At 70.0% G+C, this 18226-nt stretch carries 16 protein-coding genes and 1 riboswitch; of the genes, 9 read left to right on the top strand and 7 right to left on the bottom strand.

The features are described 5' to 3' along the window. Positions 1 to 190 precede the first annotated feature (190 nt). The gene (locus ACLQ2Q_RS00905; RefSeq protein ID WP_425817009.1) at positions 191 to 1027 is read right to left on the bottom strand and encodes a DUF559 domain-containing protein; all 837 of its coding nucleotides are present in this window, start codon (positions 1025 to 1027) and stop codon (positions 191 to 193) included. A gap of 554 nt (positions 1028 to 1581) precedes the next feature. Here ACLQ2Q_RS00905 and ACLQ2Q_RS00900 point away from each other — a divergent pair. Both ACLQ2Q_RS00900 and ACLQ2Q_RS00895 read left to right on the top strand, forming a co-directional pair. Beyond that, a complete protein-coding gene (locus ACLQ2Q_RS00900) occupies positions 1582 to 2142 on the top strand; it encodes a GNAT family N-acetyltransferase (RefSeq protein ID WP_425817007.1) in 561 nt (186 codons plus the stop codon). Between the two features lie 33 nt (positions 2143 to 2175). Continuing rightward, on the top strand, positions 2176 to 3048 hold the full coding sequence (locus ACLQ2Q_RS00895) for an Fpg/Nei family DNA glycosylase (RefSeq protein ID WP_425817005.1): 873 nt from the start codon (positions 2176 to 2178) through the stop codon (positions 3046 to 3048). 129 nt (positions 3049 to 3177) lie between these two features. Here ACLQ2Q_RS00895 and glpK read toward each other — a convergent pair whose 3' ends face one another. Together glpK and ACLQ2Q_RS00885 are read right to left on the bottom strand one after the other, a co-directional pair. Next, positions 3178 to 4704 (bottom strand): glycerol kinase GlpK, encoded by a 1527-nt coding sequence (gene glpK, locus ACLQ2Q_RS00890; RefSeq protein WP_425817003.1) that lies wholly within the window; start codon positions 4702 to 4704, stop codon positions 3178 to 3180. Positions 4705 to 4776: 72 nt separating this feature from the next. Beyond that, positions 4777 to 6537 (bottom strand): glycerol-3-phosphate dehydrogenase/oxidase, encoded by a 1761-nt coding sequence (locus tag ACLQ2Q_RS00885; RefSeq protein WP_425817001.1) that lies wholly within the window; start codon positions 6535 to 6537, stop codon positions 4777 to 4779. A gap of 123 nt (positions 6538 to 6660) precedes the next feature. Beyond that, positions 6661 to 6820, top strand: a riboswitch (FMN riboswitch). Between the two features lie 54 nt (positions 6821 to 6874). Between ACLQ2Q_RS00885 and ribD the strand changes: the two genes are divergently transcribed. The 6 genes from ribD (at position 6875) to ACLQ2Q_RS00855 (ending at position 12704) form a co-directional block, all read left to right on the top strand. Further along, positions 6875 to 7954, top strand: coding sequence for a bifunctional diaminohydroxyphosphoribosylaminopyrimidine deaminase/5-amino-6-(5-phosphoribosylamino)uracil reductase RibD (gene ribD / locus ACLQ2Q_RS00880; protein ID WP_425816999.1), 1080 nt, complete (start codon positions 6875 to 6877; stop codon positions 7952 to 7954). Between the two features lies 1 nt (position 7955). Beyond that, positions 7956 to 8612: a riboflavin synthase gene (locus tag ACLQ2Q_RS00875; protein ID WP_425816997.1), complete on the top strand. Its 657-nt coding sequence runs from the start codon at positions 7956 to 7958 to the stop codon at positions 8610 to 8612. Next, positions 8609 to 9874 carry a GTP cyclohydrolase II gene (gene ribA, locus ACLQ2Q_RS00870; protein WP_425816995.1) on the top strand — a complete coding sequence of 422 codons (1266 nt, stop codon included), beginning with the start codon at positions 8609 to 8611 and terminating at the stop codon, positions 9872 to 9874. The genes ACLQ2Q_RS00875 and ribA overlap by 4 nt, the downstream gene beginning before the upstream one ends. Then, positions 9871 to 10344, top strand: coding sequence for a 6,7-dimethyl-8-ribityllumazine synthase (gene ribH, locus ACLQ2Q_RS00865; RefSeq protein ID WP_425816993.1), 474 nt, complete (start codon positions 9871 to 9873; stop codon positions 10342 to 10344). The genes ribA and ribH overlap by 4 nt, the downstream gene beginning before the upstream one ends. Positions 10345 to 10651: 307 nt before the next feature. After that, the gene (locus tag ACLQ2Q_RS00860; RefSeq protein ID WP_425816991.1) at positions 10652 to 11005 is read left to right on the top strand and encodes a Fe-S protein; all 354 of its coding nucleotides are present in this window, start codon (positions 10652 to 10654) and stop codon (positions 11003 to 11005) included. Positions 11006 to 11228: 223 nt separating this feature from the next. Further along, entirely contained in the window at positions 11229 to 12704 is a 1476-nt protein-coding gene (locus ACLQ2Q_RS00855; RefSeq protein ID WP_425816989.1) for an MFS transporter, read from the top strand. A gap of 136 nt (positions 12705 to 12840) precedes the next feature. On the opposite strand, the gene ACLQ2Q_RS00850 is transcribed toward ACLQ2Q_RS00855, so the two are convergent. From ACLQ2Q_RS00850 to ACLQ2Q_RS00840, 3 genes are read right to left on the bottom strand one after another with little or no spacing between them, the layout of a single operon-like run. Next, positions 12841 to 13698, bottom strand: coding sequence for an ABC transporter permease (locus tag ACLQ2Q_RS00850; RefSeq protein WP_425816987.1), 858 nt, complete (start codon positions 13696 to 13698; stop codon positions 12841 to 12843). Further along, positions 13695 to 14555, bottom strand: a complete 861-nt coding sequence (locus ACLQ2Q_RS00845) for an ABC transporter permease (RefSeq protein ID WP_425816985.1) — start codon at positions 14553 to 14555, stop codon at positions 13695 to 13697. Before ACLQ2Q_RS00845 ends, ACLQ2Q_RS00850 begins: the two co-directional genes overlap by 4 nt. Then, positions 14552 to 15493, bottom strand: a complete 942-nt coding sequence (locus ACLQ2Q_RS00840) for an ABC transporter ATP-binding protein (protein ID WP_425816983.1) — start codon at positions 15491 to 15493, stop codon at positions 14552 to 14554. Before ACLQ2Q_RS00840 ends, ACLQ2Q_RS00845 begins: the two co-directional genes overlap by 4 nt. Positions 15494 to 15597: 104 nt before the next feature. On the opposite strand from ACLQ2Q_RS00840, the gene ACLQ2Q_RS00835 reads away from it, so the two are divergent. Continuing rightward, positions 15598 to 16713 (top strand): 5-methyltetrahydropteroyltriglutamate--homocysteine S-methyltransferase, encoded by a 1116-nt coding sequence (locus ACLQ2Q_RS00835; protein ID WP_425816981.1) that lies wholly within the window; start codon positions 15598 to 15600, stop codon positions 16711 to 16713. 537 nt (positions 16714 to 17250) lie between these two features. Here the strand turns inward: ACLQ2Q_RS00835 and ACLQ2Q_RS00830 are convergent. Further along, positions 17251 to 18216, bottom strand: a complete 966-nt coding sequence (locus ACLQ2Q_RS00830) for a VOC family protein (RefSeq protein ID WP_425816979.1) — start codon at positions 18214 to 18216, stop codon at positions 17251 to 17253. Positions 18217 to 18226 lie beyond the last annotated feature (10 nt).

The following is an 18226-nucleotide window of genomic DNA, read 5'->3' as shown; positions in this document are numbered from 1 at the left end:
GCGCCCGCCGACCGCGGGCCGCCGTGCCGCGCCCGTCGCCGGAGCCGCCGGCGCACCGAGCACCGGGGCGGTGCGAGCACTCGGGCGCAGTTTGGGCCGAGGACGGCTCCGGCGTGCCCCAAAGGCGGCCGTGCGGCCCTGATCTGCGCCTGAGTGCTCGGCGACGTACTCCGGTGGCTTGGCGCGCGGGTCAAGCTCTGGTCCCGTGCAAGCCACGGATCGCATCGACGACGGTCTCCGGCTGCCACATGATTGCGGAGGCCCAGGGTCGCAGGGTCACGTAGCCCATAGCGGCCAGGGCGAGGTCCCGGGACCTGTCGCGCTGTTGAGACGTCCAGCCCTGATGGAACTCCTGGCTGTCGCACTCGATCACCAATAAGCCGTCGAGCACGAGGTCCACTCGTCCGACCCCCGGCATGCTTACCTGCGCCTCGACATCGCACCCCAGCGCTCGGGCCATCAGCCGCACGAGTGTCTCGGGTCCGGATTCGCTGCGGCGCTCGAGGTTGCTGCGAAGCACACGGAAGCGCCGCGGCAGCAGCCTGAACACCGCGGCTATGCCTTCCTCGTCAACCCATCCCGCGTGCCACGCGCTGTCGAGGGTGGCGATCGCCGACCGAGGGTTCTGACACCGGCACGCCTGCGCGAGTGCCTCGATGATGTCTGTCGTCGTGCTTCGGGCGTCCGCGGCCGTGTGCCGCCAGTGTCGGACGATTCCGTGCCGGACTCCTGGCCCGTGACCGGTGCCGGGCGTCAACTGCACGTGGAGCATCGGCTTCTCCTGGACGAACACGCCCAACTCGCCGAGCAGGCTCAGGCAATCGAGTCGACCTCCGCAAGCGACCGCGGCGGCAACGTGCGCCGGGGCATCACCGTGCAGATACCGGTCCCGCCGAGCCCTGAGTAGTGAGCCGGAACGGAGAGCCCGGTCGATCGAACGCCTCGACAGGCCTTCAGCGCGCAGCTCCGCGTAGGACCAGCCGACCGTCCAGGTCGGGGTGACGGGCTGGGTTGCGGGTGGGGTCATGCCCCAAAGTGTGGAAGCCGGCCGCTCGAGTCGGGGGCGGGGTTCGCAGCCTGGGGAATCCGCCGCCGGCCGGCGACCTGTGCAGGAATCACCGCGCACTCGGGCGCAGATCGGCGTGTGCGGGGGCCAATCCGCCGCATAAGTGGGGATCGGGCTAGAAGATCTGCTCCCGAGTGCACGCCGGCGGCGGTTGGGTTGCGGAATCACGGCCTCCGGCCGCCGCTGGGCCCGAATTGACGCGGTCGGACTCGCGAGCCGGAGGTCGGGGGTTGTCAGGGTCCGGTGGGCCGGGGGTCGGCGCCGTGTGGGCGCCTTGGGCTGCGACGGAAGACGCCGTGCACTCGGGCGCAGAATCGCGTCCGAACGGCCTGTCGGGGCCGCAACGGTGCCCTGCGGCGACGGATCTGCTCCGAGGTGCACGCCGGCGGTGGCGACGAACCCACTTCCGAGTCCGCACCGGCGGTGGCGAGCGGACCTGCTCCCGTGTGCACGACCGGCGGTGGCAGATGAACGACGCTGGAGCGCGCGGCTGCGAGTTGGGTATCGTGGGCCCGATGGAACCGGTGACCCTGACCACGGCGCGCCTCGTGCTTTCGGCGCCTGCGGAGGACGACATCGACCCGATCACGGCCGGGTGCCAGGATCCCGAGGTCTGGCGGTATACGCCCGTGCCCTTCCCCTACGAGCGGCACCACGCCGAGGAATTCGTCGCCAACACCGCACGGTGGTGGGACACAGGCAGCGACTACGTCTGGTCGATCCACTCCCCCGAGGCGTTCGCCGGCATGGTCGGGCTGCACCGGGTCAAGGGCGGTGAGGCCGAGATCGGCTACTGGATGTCGCCCGGGGCGCGCGGCCGCGGATACCTCACCGAGGCGGCTCGGGCGGTCATCGACTTCGCCTTTGCGGAGCCGCTGAAGCTCGAGCGTGTCGAGTGGCGCGCCGTCGTGGGGAACGTCCCGTCGGCGCGCAGCGCGCGCACCCTCGGGTTCCGGTACGAGGGACTGCTCCGAGCCGGCCTGGCCAGCCCGCGTGGACGGGACGACGGCTGGATCGCCGGGCTGCTCGCGGGAGACGATCGCTCGCCGCAGCCCTGGCCGGTGCTCGAGAGCTGACCGCGCGTCGGCGGCCCGTGACAGGATAGGCGCATGCCGGAGATGCCCGAGGTTCAGGGGCTCGTCGACTTCCTGAACGGCCGGACGACGGGGCTCGAGGTCTCGCGCGTCACGGTCGCGTCGTTCTCCGCGCTCAAGACCTACGACCCGCCCGTGCACGCCCTGCAGGGCGCCGCGATACGCCGGGTATCGCGCCGCGGCAAATTCCTCGATGTGGATGCCGGCACGGAAGAGGCGCCACTTCACCTCGTGTTCCACCTGGCCAAGGCCGGCTGGCTGCGTTGGTATGACGCGCTCCCCGCCACGCTGATCAGGCCGGGCAAGACGCCGATCGCGTTGCGGGTCGGACTCGGCGACGGCTCCGGGTTCGATCTCACCGAGGCGGGAACCAAGAAGTCGCTCGCCGTCTACGTGGTCCGCGACCCGGATGAGGTGCCGGGCGTGGCTCGGCTCGGGCCGGATCCCCTCGACTCGGGCTTCACGCTCGACGTCTTCGCTGGCCTTCTGCACGGTCGTCGGACGCAGATCAAGGGGGTGCTCAGAGACCAGGCCACGATCGCGGGCATCGGCAACGCCTATTCCGACGAGATCCTGCACGCGGCGCGCATGTCGCCCTATGCGCTGGCCGCGAACCTGTCTGAGGATGAGGTCGCGCACCTCTACGCCGCGATGAAGGAGACACTGACGGATGCCGTCGCCGAGGCATCCGGCAAGCCACCGGCCGACCTGAAGGACGCGAAGCGCCGAGGCATGCGGGTGCACGGGCGCGCGGGGCAGACCTGTCCGGTGTGCGGCGACACTGTGCGCAGTGTGTTCTTCGCCGACAACTCGCTCGAGTACTGCGCCACCTGTCAGACGGGCGGCAAGCCACTCGCCGACCGCCGGTTGTCGCGGCTGCTCAAGTAGCGGGTCCGCGGGACGAGGGGGCGCGGGCCCTTCGTCTCGCTGCGCTCGCTCAGGGACCGCAGGGAGAAGAGGGCTGCCCCTCCTCGCTGCGCTCGCTCAGGGACCGGGGTAGCGGCGCGGCGGCGCGCCTCAGGCGCCGGTCGAGACGTCGTCGTCGACCCAGTCGAGGGACTTCGAGACGGCCTTCTTCCAGATGCGGTAGCGGCGCTCGCGCTCGTCCTCCGACATCCGCGGCTCCCAGCGCTTGTCCTCGCGCCAGTGCGCCCGCAGGTCGTCGTGCGTCGCCCATACCCCCGTCGCGAGCCCCGCTGCGTAGGCGGCGCCGAGCGCCGTCGTCTCGACGATGTGCGGGCGCACCACCGGGATCCCGAGGATGTCCGCCTGGAACTGCATGAGCAGGTCGTCCCGCGTCATCCCGCCGTCGACGCGGATCTCGGTCAGCGCCACACCGGTGTCGGCGACGACCGCATCCACGACGTCGCGGGTCTGGAAGGCCGTCGACTCCAGCGCTGCGCGGGCGATGTGCGCCTTGTTCACGAACCGGGTCAGGCCAACGAGCGCTCCGCGCGCATCCGGACGCCAGTACGGGGCGAACAGCCCCGAGAACGCCGGCACGAAGTGCGCCCCGCCGTTGTCATCGACGGTGCGGGCCAGGCGCTCCACATCCTCCGACCGGGAGATGATGCCGAGGTTGTCGCGAAGCCACTGCACGAGCGAGCCCGTCACCGCGATGGACCCCTCGAGGGCGTAGCAGGCCGGGTCATTGCCGCACCGGTAGGCGACCGTCGTGATGAGGCCGTGCTCCGAGCGCACGATCTCCGGTCCCGTGCTCACGAGCAGGAAGTTGCCGGTGCCATAGGTGTTCTTGGACTCGCCCGACTCGAACGCGGCCTGCCCGAACGTCGCCGCCTGCTGGTCGCCGAGGATCCCCGCGATCGGGACGCCTCGCAGCACGCCGGGCACCAGGACATCGCCCATCACCTCGGACGAAGAGCGCACCTCGGGCATCATCGAACGCGGGATGCCGAACACGGCGAGGAGCTCGTCGGACCAGTCCAGGGTGGCGAGGTCGAAGAGCTGCGTGCGGCTCGCGTTCGTGACATCCGTCACGTGGATGCCGCCCCCGCTGCCGCCCGTGAGGTTCCAGGCGAGCCAGGTGTCCGGGGTGCCGAACAGCGCGTACCCTGCTTCGGCGGCGGCACGCGCGCCCGGTACGTTCTCGAGGATCCAGGCGACCTTGGATGCCGAGAAGTAGGTCGCGAGCGGCAGGCCGGTCTGCTCGGCGAAGCGGTCGGTGCCGGAGCCTTCGGCGGCGAGCGCATCGACCAGCGGCTGGGTGCGGGTGTCCTGCCACACGATGGCGTTGTAGATCGGGCGCCCGCTGCGGCGATCCCACACGATCGCCGTCTCCCGCTGATTCGTGATGCCGACGCCGGCGATGTCGCCGGCGCCCAGGTGCGCGTTCTGCAGCGCGGCCGCGATCACCCACTCGGTGTTGGTCCAGATCTCGACCGGGTCGTGCTCGACCCACCCGGCGCGCGGCATGATCTGAGCGTGCTCCCGTTGAGCGACCGCGGTGATCTCCCCTGCCGAATCGAAGACGATCGCCCTTGTCGACGTGGTTCCCTGGTCGAGCGCCAGCACGTGATCGGCCACAGCGCCTCCTCGCGCGTCGGGCGCCGCGGCGCCGGTGTCAGGGTGCCGCGGGCGGCACTGTCGGGCGCCAGGCTATCGCGCGGTGCGCGTGTCGGGGATGCCCGCGGGGCGGGTTTCGGCATCCGACCCGAGCGCAGGCCCGACGGGATCCGCCGCGTGCACGGCCTCGAGCCCTCTCTGCACCTCGGCATCGATGCGAGCGGCATCCCACCCGAGGACTCCGGCGATCGCCTCGGCCACCTCTCGCGCCGTCTCGGGCGTCGCCGCGCCCGTGAAGGCCAGGCTCGTGCGGCGCAGCAGCACGTCGTCGAGGTGCACGACGCCCTCGGTCTCCGCCAGGTGGCGCAGTTCGCCGGTGCTGTACGACGGAGCGCCGGCGAGCGCCGTGTCGGCGGCATCCTGTTCGATCGTCCGCATGACCTCTCCGGCGACGGTGCCGTACCGCTCGAGCAGCACCGCGGCGCGATCGCGGCCGACCACGGCGTCGTGCGCGGCGAGCCACGTCTCGCGCGCGCGATCGTTCGAGGGGAAGCCCCGCCCGCCGCCGATCGCCACGCCCTTGGTGGTGCGGCGACGAGGGCGGGCCATGACGGCGAGGGCGCGATCGGCGAGGGTCTCGGCGGAGGCCCGGAATGTGGTCCACTTGCCGCCGACCAGGCTCAGGACGGTCGCGTCTCCCCCGCGGAGCGGCGCGGCCTCGATGCGGTAGTCCCGGGAGACGAATCCGGGCGCGAGGTCGCCGTGCCCGGGCAGCGGCCGCACACCCGAGAAGCGGAAGACGATGCGGTCGCGCTCAACGGGGATGTCGGGGAAGACGCTGCGGACGAGGTCGATGAAGTAGTCCACCTCGTCTTCGGTGCAGACGATCGGATCGCCCATGTCGTGCTCGATGTCGGTCGTGCCGACGAGCACCCGGCCCTTGATCGGGTAGATCAGCACGATGCGGCCGTCGCTGTTCTCGAAGAAGAGCTCACGGCCCTGCGTGGCCTCGAGCAGTTCGGGCTGGTCGAGCACGATGTGGGACCCCTTGGTGCCGCCCATGTAGCGGGTGCGGTCGCCGAGCGCCTCGTTCGTGAGGTCGGTCCACGGCCCGGAGGCGTTGATGACGACGGATGCCGCGAACGAAATCTCGTCGCCCGTCAGCTCGTCGCGCAGCACGACGCGACCGCCGTCGGCCCCCACGGCCGCCGCGTAGTTGGCCGCGCGCGCTCGGTCGCCGCCGGCGGCTATGCCGTCGCGCAGCACGTCGATCGCCAGGCGTTCCGGGTCGTGCACCGAGGCGTCCCAGTAGGTCGCCGTGTACTTGACCGCGGGGTTCAGCGCCGGCAGCGCGGCAAGCGATCGCCTGCGCCCGTGGAAGGTGTGGCGGGGGACGCGGCCGCCGCTGCGCGAGAACGAGTCGTAGATCACGAGCCCGACCTTGATCAGCACCGCCCCACGTTCGCGGGCCTTTCCGCCGCCGTGGAAGAGGAAGCGGAAGGGAGCGCTCAGGATTCCGGAGAAAGCGGAGTAGATCGGGATGGTGGTCTGCAGCGGTCGCACGTAGTGCGGGGCGATGCGCAGCAGCCCGTTGCGCTCGGTGACGGCCTCGTGGACGAGGCGGAACTCGCCGTTCTCGAGATAGCGGATGCCGCCGTGGATCATGTGCGACGAGGCTGCGGATGCGCCGCTGACGTAGTCGCGGCGCTCGACGAGGGCGACATCGACTCCCTGCATCGCCAGGTCGCGGAACGTGGCGGCCCCGTTGATGCCGCCGCCCACCACGAGCACGTCCGCGTACGGCCGGGCCGCGAGGCCCGCAAACCCGTGCGTCTGCCTGTTCCCGAAAGTCATTCTGCCCCCTCCCCCCCAGGCTATGTCCTCCCGGAGGGAGGCGGCCGGAGGCGGGGGCGGAGCCGTCGTCATATGAGGAAGGGAATGATGTGCGCCGAGCGGCGTTGACTACACTCAGAGCAGTACGTGCTCCGGGGTCGGTGAGAATCCGAACCGGCGGTGACAGTCCGCGAGCTTCGGCACCAGCATCCACCTGGATGCCGCCGAGGTTGATCCGGTGGAATTCCGGAACCGACGGTGATGCGGGGATCTCCCCGCGAGTCCGGATGGGAGGCAGCACGGGCGTCGCGCATGCGCGCCGCCGCGCATACCCCGGAGACCTCAGCGGAGGATCGGGATGGCAGTGAGCGGAGCGGAACGCAGTGCGATGCGGCGCGCCCTCGAACTGGCGGCCCGCGGACCCGTCGGCGTGAACCCGCAGGTGGGCGCCGTCCTGCTGGCCCCTGACGGCACCACGCTGGCCGAGGGCTGGCACCGCGGGGCCGGCACCGCGCATGCCGAGGTCGACGCCCTGTCACACCTCTCCCCGGGTGCAGCGCGCGGCGCGACCGCGATCGTCACGCTGGAGCCCTGCAACCACACGGGGCGCACCGGCCCCTGCGCCGTCGCGCTCATCGAGGCGGGCGTCTCGCGCGTCGTGTATGCGCTCGATGACCCGGTGGCGGTCTCGCACGGCGGCGCCGACCGCCTGCGCGCGGCGGGCGTCGGCGTGGAGACAGGTGTCGAGGCCGAGGCCGCGCTCGCCCTGATCGGGCCATGGGTGACCGCCGCCCAGCTGGGGAGACCGCACGTCACCGTGAAATGGGCGCAGAGCCTGGACGGCCGGGCCGCGGCCGATGACGGCACCAGTCAGTGGATCACGGGCCCGGAAGCACGCGCGGACGTTCATCGCCGCCGCTCGGAGGCCGATGCGATCGTGGTCGGCACCGGCACGGTGCTCGCCGACGATCCCGCGCTCACGGCCCGGGGGCCGCACGGTCCGTTCGCCGCGCAGCCGGTGCCCGTGGTGATCGGTGCTCGGGACGTGCGCGAAGACGCCGCGATCCGCCGGCATCCGCGGCACCCGCTGTTCTTCCCCACCCATGACGTCGCCGCCGTGCTGGAGGATCTTCACGCACGCGGGATCCAGCGGGTCTTCGTCGAGGGCGGGCCCACCCTGGCGAGCGCCTTCGTCGCCGCTGGCCTCGCCGACGAGGTGCTGGCCTACATCGCCCCGGTGCTGCTCGGGGGCGGTCGCCTCGCACTGACGGACGTCGGCGTGCCGACGATCGCCGCGGCCCGGCGGCTCGCGGTGACCGCGGTGGAGCGCCTAGGCGACGACCTGCTCGTGATCGCGACGCCACAGCGCACCGACGGCGCCGAGGATTTCGTCCCGGCGCGCGACCACAGATTCAGCACACAGACAAGAGGAGCCTGACATGTTCACCGGAATCATCGAGGAGCTCGGCGAGATCACGGCCATCGAACCCTCGGGCGACGGCGTTCGTCTGACCGTGCGGGGGCCGAAGGCCGTCTCGGATGCCGGGCACGGCGACTCCATCGCCGTCAGCGGCGTGTGTCTGACGGTGATCGCGCAGGATGCCGAATCCTTCACCGCCGATGTGATGAAGCAGACGCTCGACATGTCGACCCTCGGCGAATTCGGAGTCGGCACTCCGGTGAACCTCGAGCGCGCCACCGCGACCGGCGGACGGCTCGGCGGCCACATCGTGCAGGGCCACGTCGATGGCACCGGCTCCGTGCTGGAGGTGCGCCCCGGCGCGCAGTGGAGCGTCGTCCGGGTGTCGCTGCCCGCCGACCTGGCACCGCTCGTGGTCGACAAGGGATCCATCTCGGTGGATGGCGTCTCGCTCACCGTCAGTGCCGTGAGCGACCCGCCGGCCGGCTCGGAGACCGGGGACGCCGGTCACTGGTTCGAGGTCTCGCTGATTCCCGAGACGCTCGCGGCGACGACACTCGGCGGCCGCTCCCCCGGCGATCGCGTGAACCTCGAGACCGACATCCTGGCGCGCCACGTGCAGCGCCTCCTCGCTTTCACCCCGCAGTACACATCGAACGAAGGAGGCTCCCGATGAGCCTTGCAACCATCCCGGAGGCGATCGAGGCCCTGAAGGCCGGTCGCCCGATCATCGTCGCGGACGATGAGAACAGAGAGAACGAGGGCGATGCGGTCATCTCGGCCGAGCTCGCGAGCCCCGAGTGGATCGCGTGGATCGTGCGGTGGTCATCCGGGTTCATCTGCGCCCCCATGACGGCCGAGATCGCCGACCGCCTCGACCTGCCGCCGATGGTCGCGGTGAACGAGGACGCCCGTGGCACCGCCTATACGGTGAGCGTCGACGCCGCCGACAGCCTCTCGACCGGCATCAGCGCCACCGACCGCGCCCACACCCTCAACGTGCTCGCCGACCCGGACTCGCAGCCGACGAGCGTCAAGCGGCCCGGTCACATCCTCCCCCTGCGGGCCGTCGACGGCGGCGTGCGGGAGCGCGGCGGCCACACCGAGGCCTCGGTGGAGCTGATGCGCCTGGCCGGCCTTCGCCCCGTCGCCGCGATCGCCGAGATCGTCGCGGAGGACGGCAGCATGCTGCGCCTGCCGGGGCTCAAGGAGCTCGGCGAGCGCGACGGCGTGCCCGTCGTCACGATCGAGCAGCTCGTCGCCTACCTCGACGAGCACGAGCCGATCCCCGAGGGAGAGCACGCGCACCGCCGCCGGGTCAGCCTGCGTGCGGACGCCAAGGTGCCCACCGCGCACGGCTCCTTCCGCTTCCTCGCGTACAAGGACCGGGTGACCGGCACCGACCACATGGCGGTCGTCTCGGGCGAGCTCAGCGACGCTCCGCTCGTGCGCGTGCACTCCGAGTGCCTGACCGGTGAGGCGTTCGGCTCGCTCAAGTGCGAGTGCGGCCCGCAGCTGGATGCCGCGCTCGACGCGATCGAGCAGGAGGGCGGCGTGGTCATCTACATGCGCGGCCACGAGGGCCGGGGTATCGGCCTGATCAACAAGCTGCGCGCCTACAGCCTGCAGGAACGCGGTCTCGACACGGTCGACGCGAACCTCGCGCTCGGGCTGCCGGCCGATGCCCGCGATTACGCGGCGGCAGCCGGCATCCTCGCCGACCTGGGCGTCGAGCGCATCCGCCTGCTCACCAACAACACCGACAAGGTGACGCAGCTGCGGGAGCTCGGACTCGACGTCGTCGAGCAGGTGCCCCTCATCGTCGGCATCGGCCCCAACAACCACCAGTACCTCGAGACCAAGCGCGACAGGATGGGACACGTGATCGGACAGGAAGAGATCGCAGAAGCACTCGAGCGCCTCGGGAGCGACCGGTGAGCCGCGAGGGGGCGCCCACCGGCGGCGGGATCGACGGCGCGGGACTGAAGGTCGTCGTGATCGCGGGCACGTGGCACGACGTCATCAGCGACGGACTCATCGCCGGCGCGGAGCGGGTGCTGGATACCGCGGGCGCGAACCATCGCCTCGTGCGGGTGCCCGGGTCGTTCGAGCTGGCGATCGCCGCGCAGGCGGCCTTCGCCGGCGGCGCCGACGCCGTCGTCGCCCTCGGCGTCATCATCCGCGGCGGGACGCCGCACTTCGAGTACGTCTCCGCCGCGACCACCGATGGACTCACACGCGTCGCCCTCGACGCGGGCAAGCCCGTCGGCTTCGGGGTCCTGACCCTGGACGACGAGCAGCAGGGGCTCGCTCGCGCCGGCCTCCCGGGGTCTCTCGAGGACAAGGGCGCAGAGGCGGCGGACGCCGCTCTGCGCACGGCCCTGGTGCTGCGCGACCTCCGGGGCTGAGGGCGCCTGCGTCGCCTGCGCGCCGGCGGCCGGCGCGCGGGACCTGGGCGCGCGGACGCCGCCCCCGCCCGCACGAACTTCGGAGAATGTCGCCTGGTTCGGAGCTTTTCGCCTGAATCGTCCGAGTTTCGCCACATTTTCCGAAGTTCGTGCCGGTCCGGGTGGGTGGGGCGCGCCTGTGCCGGCGCCCGGCGTGCCGGGCTGCGGGCGGATGGAGAGCGCCTCTGTGCCGGCGCCGAGCGCCGGGCGGGGCGGGTGAGGCGCGCCTGGGTGGCGGCAGTGCGCGGATCGGCCTACCGTGGCGAGCATGGAGTTCCTGCGCCACCTGGTCCTGCTCTTCCACCTCGTCGGCTTCGCCGTCCTCTTCGGCGCGTGGGTCGTCGAGGCCGTCAACGGCCATCGCGGCATCACCCGGCTGATGAACTGGGGCCTCGGCATCGCAGGCCTCGCGGGCATCATCCTCGCGGCGCCGTTCGGCCGGGACTACGAGCTGAATCCCGTCAAGCTCGGCGTGAAGCTCGGCATCCTGATCATCATCGGGGCGCTGCTGGGCGTCGGCGCCGGGCGCCAGCGCAAGTCCGGATCGGTGCCGCCGGCGATCTTCTGGTCGATCGGGGCCCTGACGCTGGCCAACGCCGCCATCGCCGTGCTCTGGCGCTGAACCCGGCCCGAACGGTGCCTGCGCCCGCGCCCGCGCCGCGGCGGCATCCGCTGCGGTTTCCGGGCTCCCCCGGCGAGCGCACGGTAAACTTGTCCCTCGTGTCCGGCAACCACCCGGCCACGCGGTGACCCAGCGCAGAGCCGCCTGACGCGTCACCCTGCGTCACGCGCTCGCTCACCACCCGTCCCACGAGGATGCTCCGCCACGCGTGAACAGGTAATCCATGTCATCCCCCACTGCCCCAACTTCGACGGCACCCGCCAATCCCCGCTCGCGCGTCATCACCGCGAGCCTGGTCGGCACGACGATCGAGTTCTACGACTTCTACGTCTACGCGACCGCCGCCGTCCTCGTCTTCCCCATCCTCTTCTTCCCCACCGGCAACGACACCACCGCGCTGCTGGCCTCGTTCGCGGTGTTCGGCGCCGCCATGATCGCCCGGCCCCTCGGCGCGGTCGTGTTCGGCCACTTCGGCGATCGCTTCGGCCGCAAGGCGACACTCGTCGCGTCGCTGCTGACCATGGGCATCGCGACCTTCCTGATCGGATGCCTTCCCACCTACAACGACATCGGCTGGTGGGCGGCCTTCCTGCTGCTGTTGCTCCGGCTCGCTCAGGGCTTCGCGCTCGGCGGCGAGTGGTCGGGCGCGGCGCTGGTCGCGACCGAGAACGCCCCCGCCGGCAAGCGCGCCTGGTACGGCACCTTCCCGCAGCTCGGCGCACCGCTCGGCTTCATCATCGCCAACTCGGTGTTCCTCGCGATCAACTTCCTGCTCCCGCACCCCGAGGGCGCCGGCCAGCGGTCCGCCGACTTCCTGGCGTGGGGCTGGCGCGTGCCGTTCCTCTTCTCGGCCGTCATGGTGATCATCGGGCTCTGGGTGCGCCTGCGGTTGGTCGAGTCAGAGACCTTCGTGAAGGCAGAGCAGAAGGGCGCGATCCGCAGGTTCCCGCTCGGCGCCGTGCTACGCCGGCACTGGTGGCACCTCATCCTCGGCACGTTCATCATGCTGGCGACGTACGTGCTGTTCTATCTGATGACGAACTTCACGCTGTCCTACGGCACGAAGGCGGCGAACCTCGAGACCGCCTCCGCCGCGGCGCAGGCGGCGGCGGACGCTTCCGGCCAGCCGTTCGATGCGACGGCGTTCGCCGCGCAGTTCTACCCTGGTCTCGGCTTCGGCTACACCGACTTCGTGATCATGCAGATCATCGGCGTGGTCTTCTTCGGCATCTTCACGCTGCTCTCCGGCCCCATCGCCGACACGATCGGGCGGCGCAAGCTGCTGCTGTGGGTCACCGTACTGATCATCGTGTTCGGCCTGACCTTCAACCTGTTCCTCCTGCCCCAGGCCGATCCGAAGTTCACGGGAGCGCTGGTGCAGGCATTCCTGATCTTCGGATTCATGCTGATGGGAACGACGTTCGGGCCGATGGGCGCGGTGCTGCCGGAGCTCTTCCCCACGAACGTCCGGTACACGGGATCGGCCGTCGCCTATAACGTCTCATCCATCCTCGGGGCGGCCCTCGCGCCGATCGTCGCGGTGGCCCTGTGGTCGGCCACGGGCGGCAGCCCGTGGCTCGTGGGGCTCTACCTGTCGGCGATGGGCGTGCTCACCTTCATCGCCGTGCTGCTCGCGCCCGAGACCAAGGACGTCGACTACGACGCCGATCTCGGCGTCGGCGTGACCGGGTCGCTCTGACCGTCGCGGTCCACGCTGAGTGAGACAAGTGGATGCCGCGGGCCGCGCCGGCCCGCGGCATCCGCCATTCTCGCGGCATCCGTCGCGTTCTCGCGGTGCAGCCGCCGTTTTCGCGGTGCAGCCGCGATTGGCGAATTCAGTCCAGGAAGAGCGCGCGCAGGCGCTTCGTCGTGAAGACGACGCCGACCGCGATCATGACCACGTAGTAAAGGATGCTCCAGAGCATGCCCCAGTAGAGCGCGCCCGTCGTCAGCCCTCGTACGAGCTCGACGCCGTGGTACAGGGGGAAGACCTTGACGATCACCTGGACCCACTCCGGGTAGACCGTGATCGGGTAGAGCGTGGCCGAGAACAGGAACATCGGCAGCAGAACGAGGTTGATGAGATCCATCTGCTGGAACGCCTTCATGTAACTCGTCACCGCCATGCCGACGCTGGCGAATCCGAAGGCGATGAGCAGCACAGCCGGCAGCGCGAGCACGGCCGTCCACGCCAGGTTCAGCCCGGCGAACTGCATGATGATCATGAAGCCCGTGGCGTAGAGCAGGCCGCGCAGCAGCGCGTACAGGATCTCGCCCAGTGCGACGTCGAGCGGCCCCAGCGACGTCGAGAGCATGCCCTCGTAGAGCTTGCCGTAGTTGAGCTTGAAGAAGACGTTCCAGGTCGAGTCGTAGATGGCGCCGTTCATGGCGGATACGGCGAGCAGCGCGGGCGCGATGAACGCGGCGTACGGCACCTCGAGACCGGTGGATGTCTGCACGTCTCCGATCAGCACCCCGAGGCCCAGACCCATGGACAGCAGGAAGAAGACGGGTTCGAAGAATCCCGAGAAGACGACGACCCAGCTCGAGGAGCGCGCGGCGATCAGGCCCCGCTGGACGACGGCCTGGGGATTACCGGCCCAGAGCGCCCGCACGCCGCCCGCGCGTCGGGGCACGTCGTCGGCGGGACCCCGGGGTTCGGCCGGCTCGCCGACCGGTCGCAGCAGCGTCATTTCGCGAGCCTCCGCTCGAAGACGCCGCGGGCCAGGATGTAGCCGACCGTGCTCAGACCGACGAGATAGGCGACGTGGACGAAGAGCATCGCCGGGGCGATCGGCTGGCCGTAGGTCAGGTAGCGGCCGAGCTCCGACGCGTGCCACAGCGGCGACACCCACCCGATCCACTGCAGCCACAGCGGAAGGGTCGCGAGGGGATAGAACGTGCCCGAGAAGAGGAACATCGGCATGAAGAGGAACCGCTGCACGAGCGCGAACTGCCCCCTGTCGTCTTCGATCGACCCCGCGTACGCCATCAGCGGAGTGCCGAACGCCAGCCCGGCGAGGAGGGCGACGAAGATCGTCAGCCACCCGCGCGACAGGTCCGGAATCGCGCCGAAGAGGTAGAGGAACCCGGCGTAGGCCACCGCCACGACGGCCATCCGCGCGGTGGCGCCGAAGACCACACCGGTCGCGATCTGCGGGGACGAGAGGGGCGACGCGTTGAAGCCGAAGAAATACCGCCGCCACTTGAATCCCGACATGACGGGATACGTGAACTCCTCGCTCGCGATGGCGATCGCCGACGTCATCAGCAGCGCCGGCGCCACGAACACGAGGTAGGACACCTCCTGGCCGGCGACCTGGATCGGCGCCTGGATGAGCGCGGCGAGACCCACGGCGACGCCCAGGAGGTACACGATCGGCTGCCCCAGGCCGCTGACGACGATCGTCCAGCCGTAGGCGCGCATCGCGCGCACCATGTGCTCCGTCACGTACCAGGCCCCGCGCCGTCGCGGCTTCTGAGCCCACTCCATCGCCTCGGCGCGGAGCTGCTCGAGCGAGGGCTGGGCGACGACGGCCGGCTCGGTCATTCGATCAGCGACCTTCCCGTCAGGCGGAGGAAGACGTCTTCCAGGCTCGAGCGGCGCACGAGCGAGGTGATCGGCTCGAGCCCCTGCTGGGTGACCCGTTCGAGCGCCCGCTCGCCGTTCTCGGTGTAGATCAGCACACGGTCGGGCAGCACCTCGACGCGGTCGCCCAAGCCCTCGAGCTGTGGGGCGATCTGCTGGTTGCGCTCCGACCCGAACCGCACCTCGAGCACCTCGCGGGAGGAGTGCTCGCGGATGAGCGAGAGCGGGGTGCCCTCCGCCATGATCCGGCCCTTGTCCACGACGATGAGGCGATCGCAGAGCTGCTCGGCCTCGTCCATGTAGTGGGTGGTCAGCACAAGGGTCGTGCCGCGTTCCTTGAGGCGGAACAGGCGATCCCACAGCACGTGCCGGGCCTGCGGGTCCAGGCCGGTGGTCGGCTCGTCGAGGAGCAGGATGCGCGGGTCGTTGATGAGTCCGCGGGCGATCGTAAGGCGTCGCTTCATGCCGCCGGAGAGGGCGTCGACCTTGCTCTTGGCCTTGTCTTCGAGCGCCGCGAAGGCGAGCAGCTCGTCGGCCTTCTGGTGGCAGACCTTGGCGGGGAGTCCGAAGTAGCGGCCGTAGATGAACAGGTTCTCGCGGGCGTTGAGCTCGCCGTCGAGGTTGTCCTGCTGCGGCACGACGCCGAGGCGCGAACGGATCTCCGGCCCGTACTGGTCGGGGTCGAGTCCGAGGATGCTCAGGTCGCCGCGCGTGCGGGTGGACACCGCGCCGATCATCTTCATCGTGGTCGACTTTCCTGCGCCGTTGGGACCGAGCAGGCCGAACGACTCCCCCGGCGCGACCTCGAACGAGAGCCCGTCGACGGCGAGGAAGTCGGGCTTTGCCTTCACCTTGTAGGACTTCACGAGCTGGTGCGCGCGGATGACTGCTTCTGGCACCCGAGAAGCCTAGCGCCGGGCCCCGACACGTGGATCGTGCAGGCAATGTGACGATCGGTATCGGTGATCTGTGCCCGCAGGCCCGGCGGGCATAGCCTGGAAGGATGAGCACCGATCCGCCGTTCCGCGCCGACATCGTCGGCAGTTTCCTCCGCCCTCCGGCCCTGAAAGCCGCGCGCGAGCAGCACGCACACGGCGTCATCGACGACGAGGCCCTTCAGGTCGCCGAGGACACTGCGATCACCGAGCTCGTCCAGAAGGAGTCCGACGCGGGGCTCAGGCTCGCCACGGACGGCGAGTTCCGCCGCTCGTGGTGGCACTTCGACTTCTTCGGCGGTCTCGACGGGGTCGACATCGTCGAGCTCGACCACGGCATCCAGTTCCAGGGTGTGCAGACCAAGCCGCGCGGCGTCGAGATCAACGGGCCGATCGGCTTCAGCCGCAACCACCCGTTCCTCGGGCACTTCCGCACCCTCAAGGACCTGCTCGAGCGGACGACCGGCGCGACGCCGAAGTTCACCATCCCGTCCCCCACCGTGCTCGACTTCCGCCTCGAGCCGGGGCACATCGACTCGCAGACCTACTCCGGTCGCGACGCGATCGTCGATGACCTCGTCACCGCATATCGGAATGCCATCGCGGCGTTCTACGACGCGGGTGCCCGGTACCTGCAGTTCGACGACACGGCCTGGGCCTATCTCTGTTCCGACGTGGAGCTCGAGAAGGCCCGCGACCGCGGCATCCAGACCGACGGCATCGCCGAGCGTTACGCGTCGCTGCTGAACCGCATCCTCGACGGCAAGCCGGACGATCTCGTCGTCACGACGCACGTCTGTCGCGGCAACTTCCGCTCGACCTGGATCTCGTCCGGCGGTTACGAGCCCGTCGCCGAGCAGCTGCTCGGGGTCGTGGACTACGACGGGTACTTCCTCGAGTACGACAGCGACCGCGCCGGCGGGTTCGAGCCGCTGCGCTTCCTCCCCCAGGGCGAGAAGACCGTCGTGCTCGGACTCATCACGACCAAGAGCGGCGAGCTCGAGAACATCGAGGCGACGAAGAAGCGCATCGACGAGGCATCCGCATTCGCCCCGCTCGAGCAGCTCGCGCTCAGCCCCCAGTGCGGCTTCGCCTCAACCGAGGAGGGCAACGTCCTCACCGAGGACGAGCAGTGGGCGAAGATCCGCGAGGTCGTCGCCATCGCGGACGACGTTTGGCGCTGACCCGCCGGGCCGCTACGGGCTCGCGGGGCACGAGCTCACGCGCTCACGCGCTCACGCGCTCACGCGCGCACGAGCTTCGGAGAATGTCGCGTAGTTCGGGTGCTTCCAGGCGATTTGGACGATTGATGCGCGATTCTCCGAAGCTGATGCGAGCAAATGCCGCGGGCGGGGCGTGCCGTCTGACTGCGTTGGCTCATCCACCGGACAGCGCCAGTCTCGCCGCGGGAGCATGAACTTCGGAGAATGTCGCGTGATTCGGGTGATTCCGGGCGATCCGGCCGATCGAGACGCGATTCTCCGAAGCTGATGCGAGCGGATACCGCAGGCTCGCGCGTGCCGCCTGGCTGCGCTGGCTCAACCACCGGACAGCGCCCCGCCCCGCCGCCGGAGCACGAACTTCGGAAAATGTCGCGTAATTCGGGTGATTCCGGGCGATTTGGACGACTGAGGCGCGATTCTCCGAACTCATGCGAGCGGATGCCGCAGCGGCGGGTTGCGCCGCACACTCGTACGTGCGTCCGGCGCCGGCCGCCGGGCTCAGTGCGGCGGGGGGACGTCCACGACCGGCGTGCCGTGGGTGTGGAACGTCTCGATCGTCTTCATGCCCCAGGCCTGGCCCTTCTTGCGCTCCTCCTGGCTCCACTCGACCACCGGCTGATCGGGGTCGAGCAGCAGGCGCGCGCCGGCGTTGGCGAACTCGATGCGGTTGCCGCCCGGTTCGTAGACGTAGAGGAAGAACGTCTGGTTGATCGCGTGCTTGTGCGGGCCCGACTCGATGTGGATGCCGTTCTCGAGGAAGATGTCGGCGGCCTTCAGGATGTCCTCGCGGGTGTCGGGGGCGAACGCGACGTGGTGGAGACGGTTGCCGTGCTTGGTCCAGTCGTCCGAGTACACGACGTCGTAGGACTTGAGGCTGAAGTGGAACCACCACGCGGCGAAGCGGCCGTCGTCGTTGCGGATGCGCTCGCTCTCGCGGCCCCCGAGAGCCTCCTGGACGAACCGGCCGTTGGCCTCCACGTCCTTGGCGAGGTAGTTGATGTGATCGAGCCTGCGCGCGTTGACGCCGCGGCCCGGAAACGCGGACGCCTGGTTCTTGAGCGCCGGCTTGTCGTCGGTCGCGACATAGCGCTGCGTCTCGTAGTAGATGCCCATCGAGTGCCCGTCCGGGTCGCGGAACATGTAGGTGGCGCCCACGCCGACCTCGCCGTCCGCCCATCCCTCGCCCAGGCCGAATCGTTCGATCGCGGCGATGCGCCGGTGCAGCGCCTCAGAGCTGGTCGTCCGGAAGGTCGTACGACCGACTCCCGCGGCATCCGCCGCCGTCAGCTTGATCGTGTAGAGCTCATACTCGTCCCAGGTGCGCAAGAACACCGACCCCTCGCTTTCGGCGACCACCCGCATCGCGAGCAGGTCCCGGAAGAACCACAGGCTCTTCTCGAAATCCGGGGTGAGCAGCTCCACGCTGCCGATGTGCGCGGTGTCGAACGACGTGAAGTCCGTCATGACGTCCTCT

Origin of the sequence: Microbacterium sp. DT81.1 (genome assembly GCF_049844955.1) — a bacterium.
GTDB lineage: Bacteria > Actinomycetota > Actinomycetes > Actinomycetales > Microbacteriaceae > Microbacterium.
Note: the sequence above shows the minus strand (reverse complement) of the source record. Positions and strands in the feature narration are given on the sequence as shown.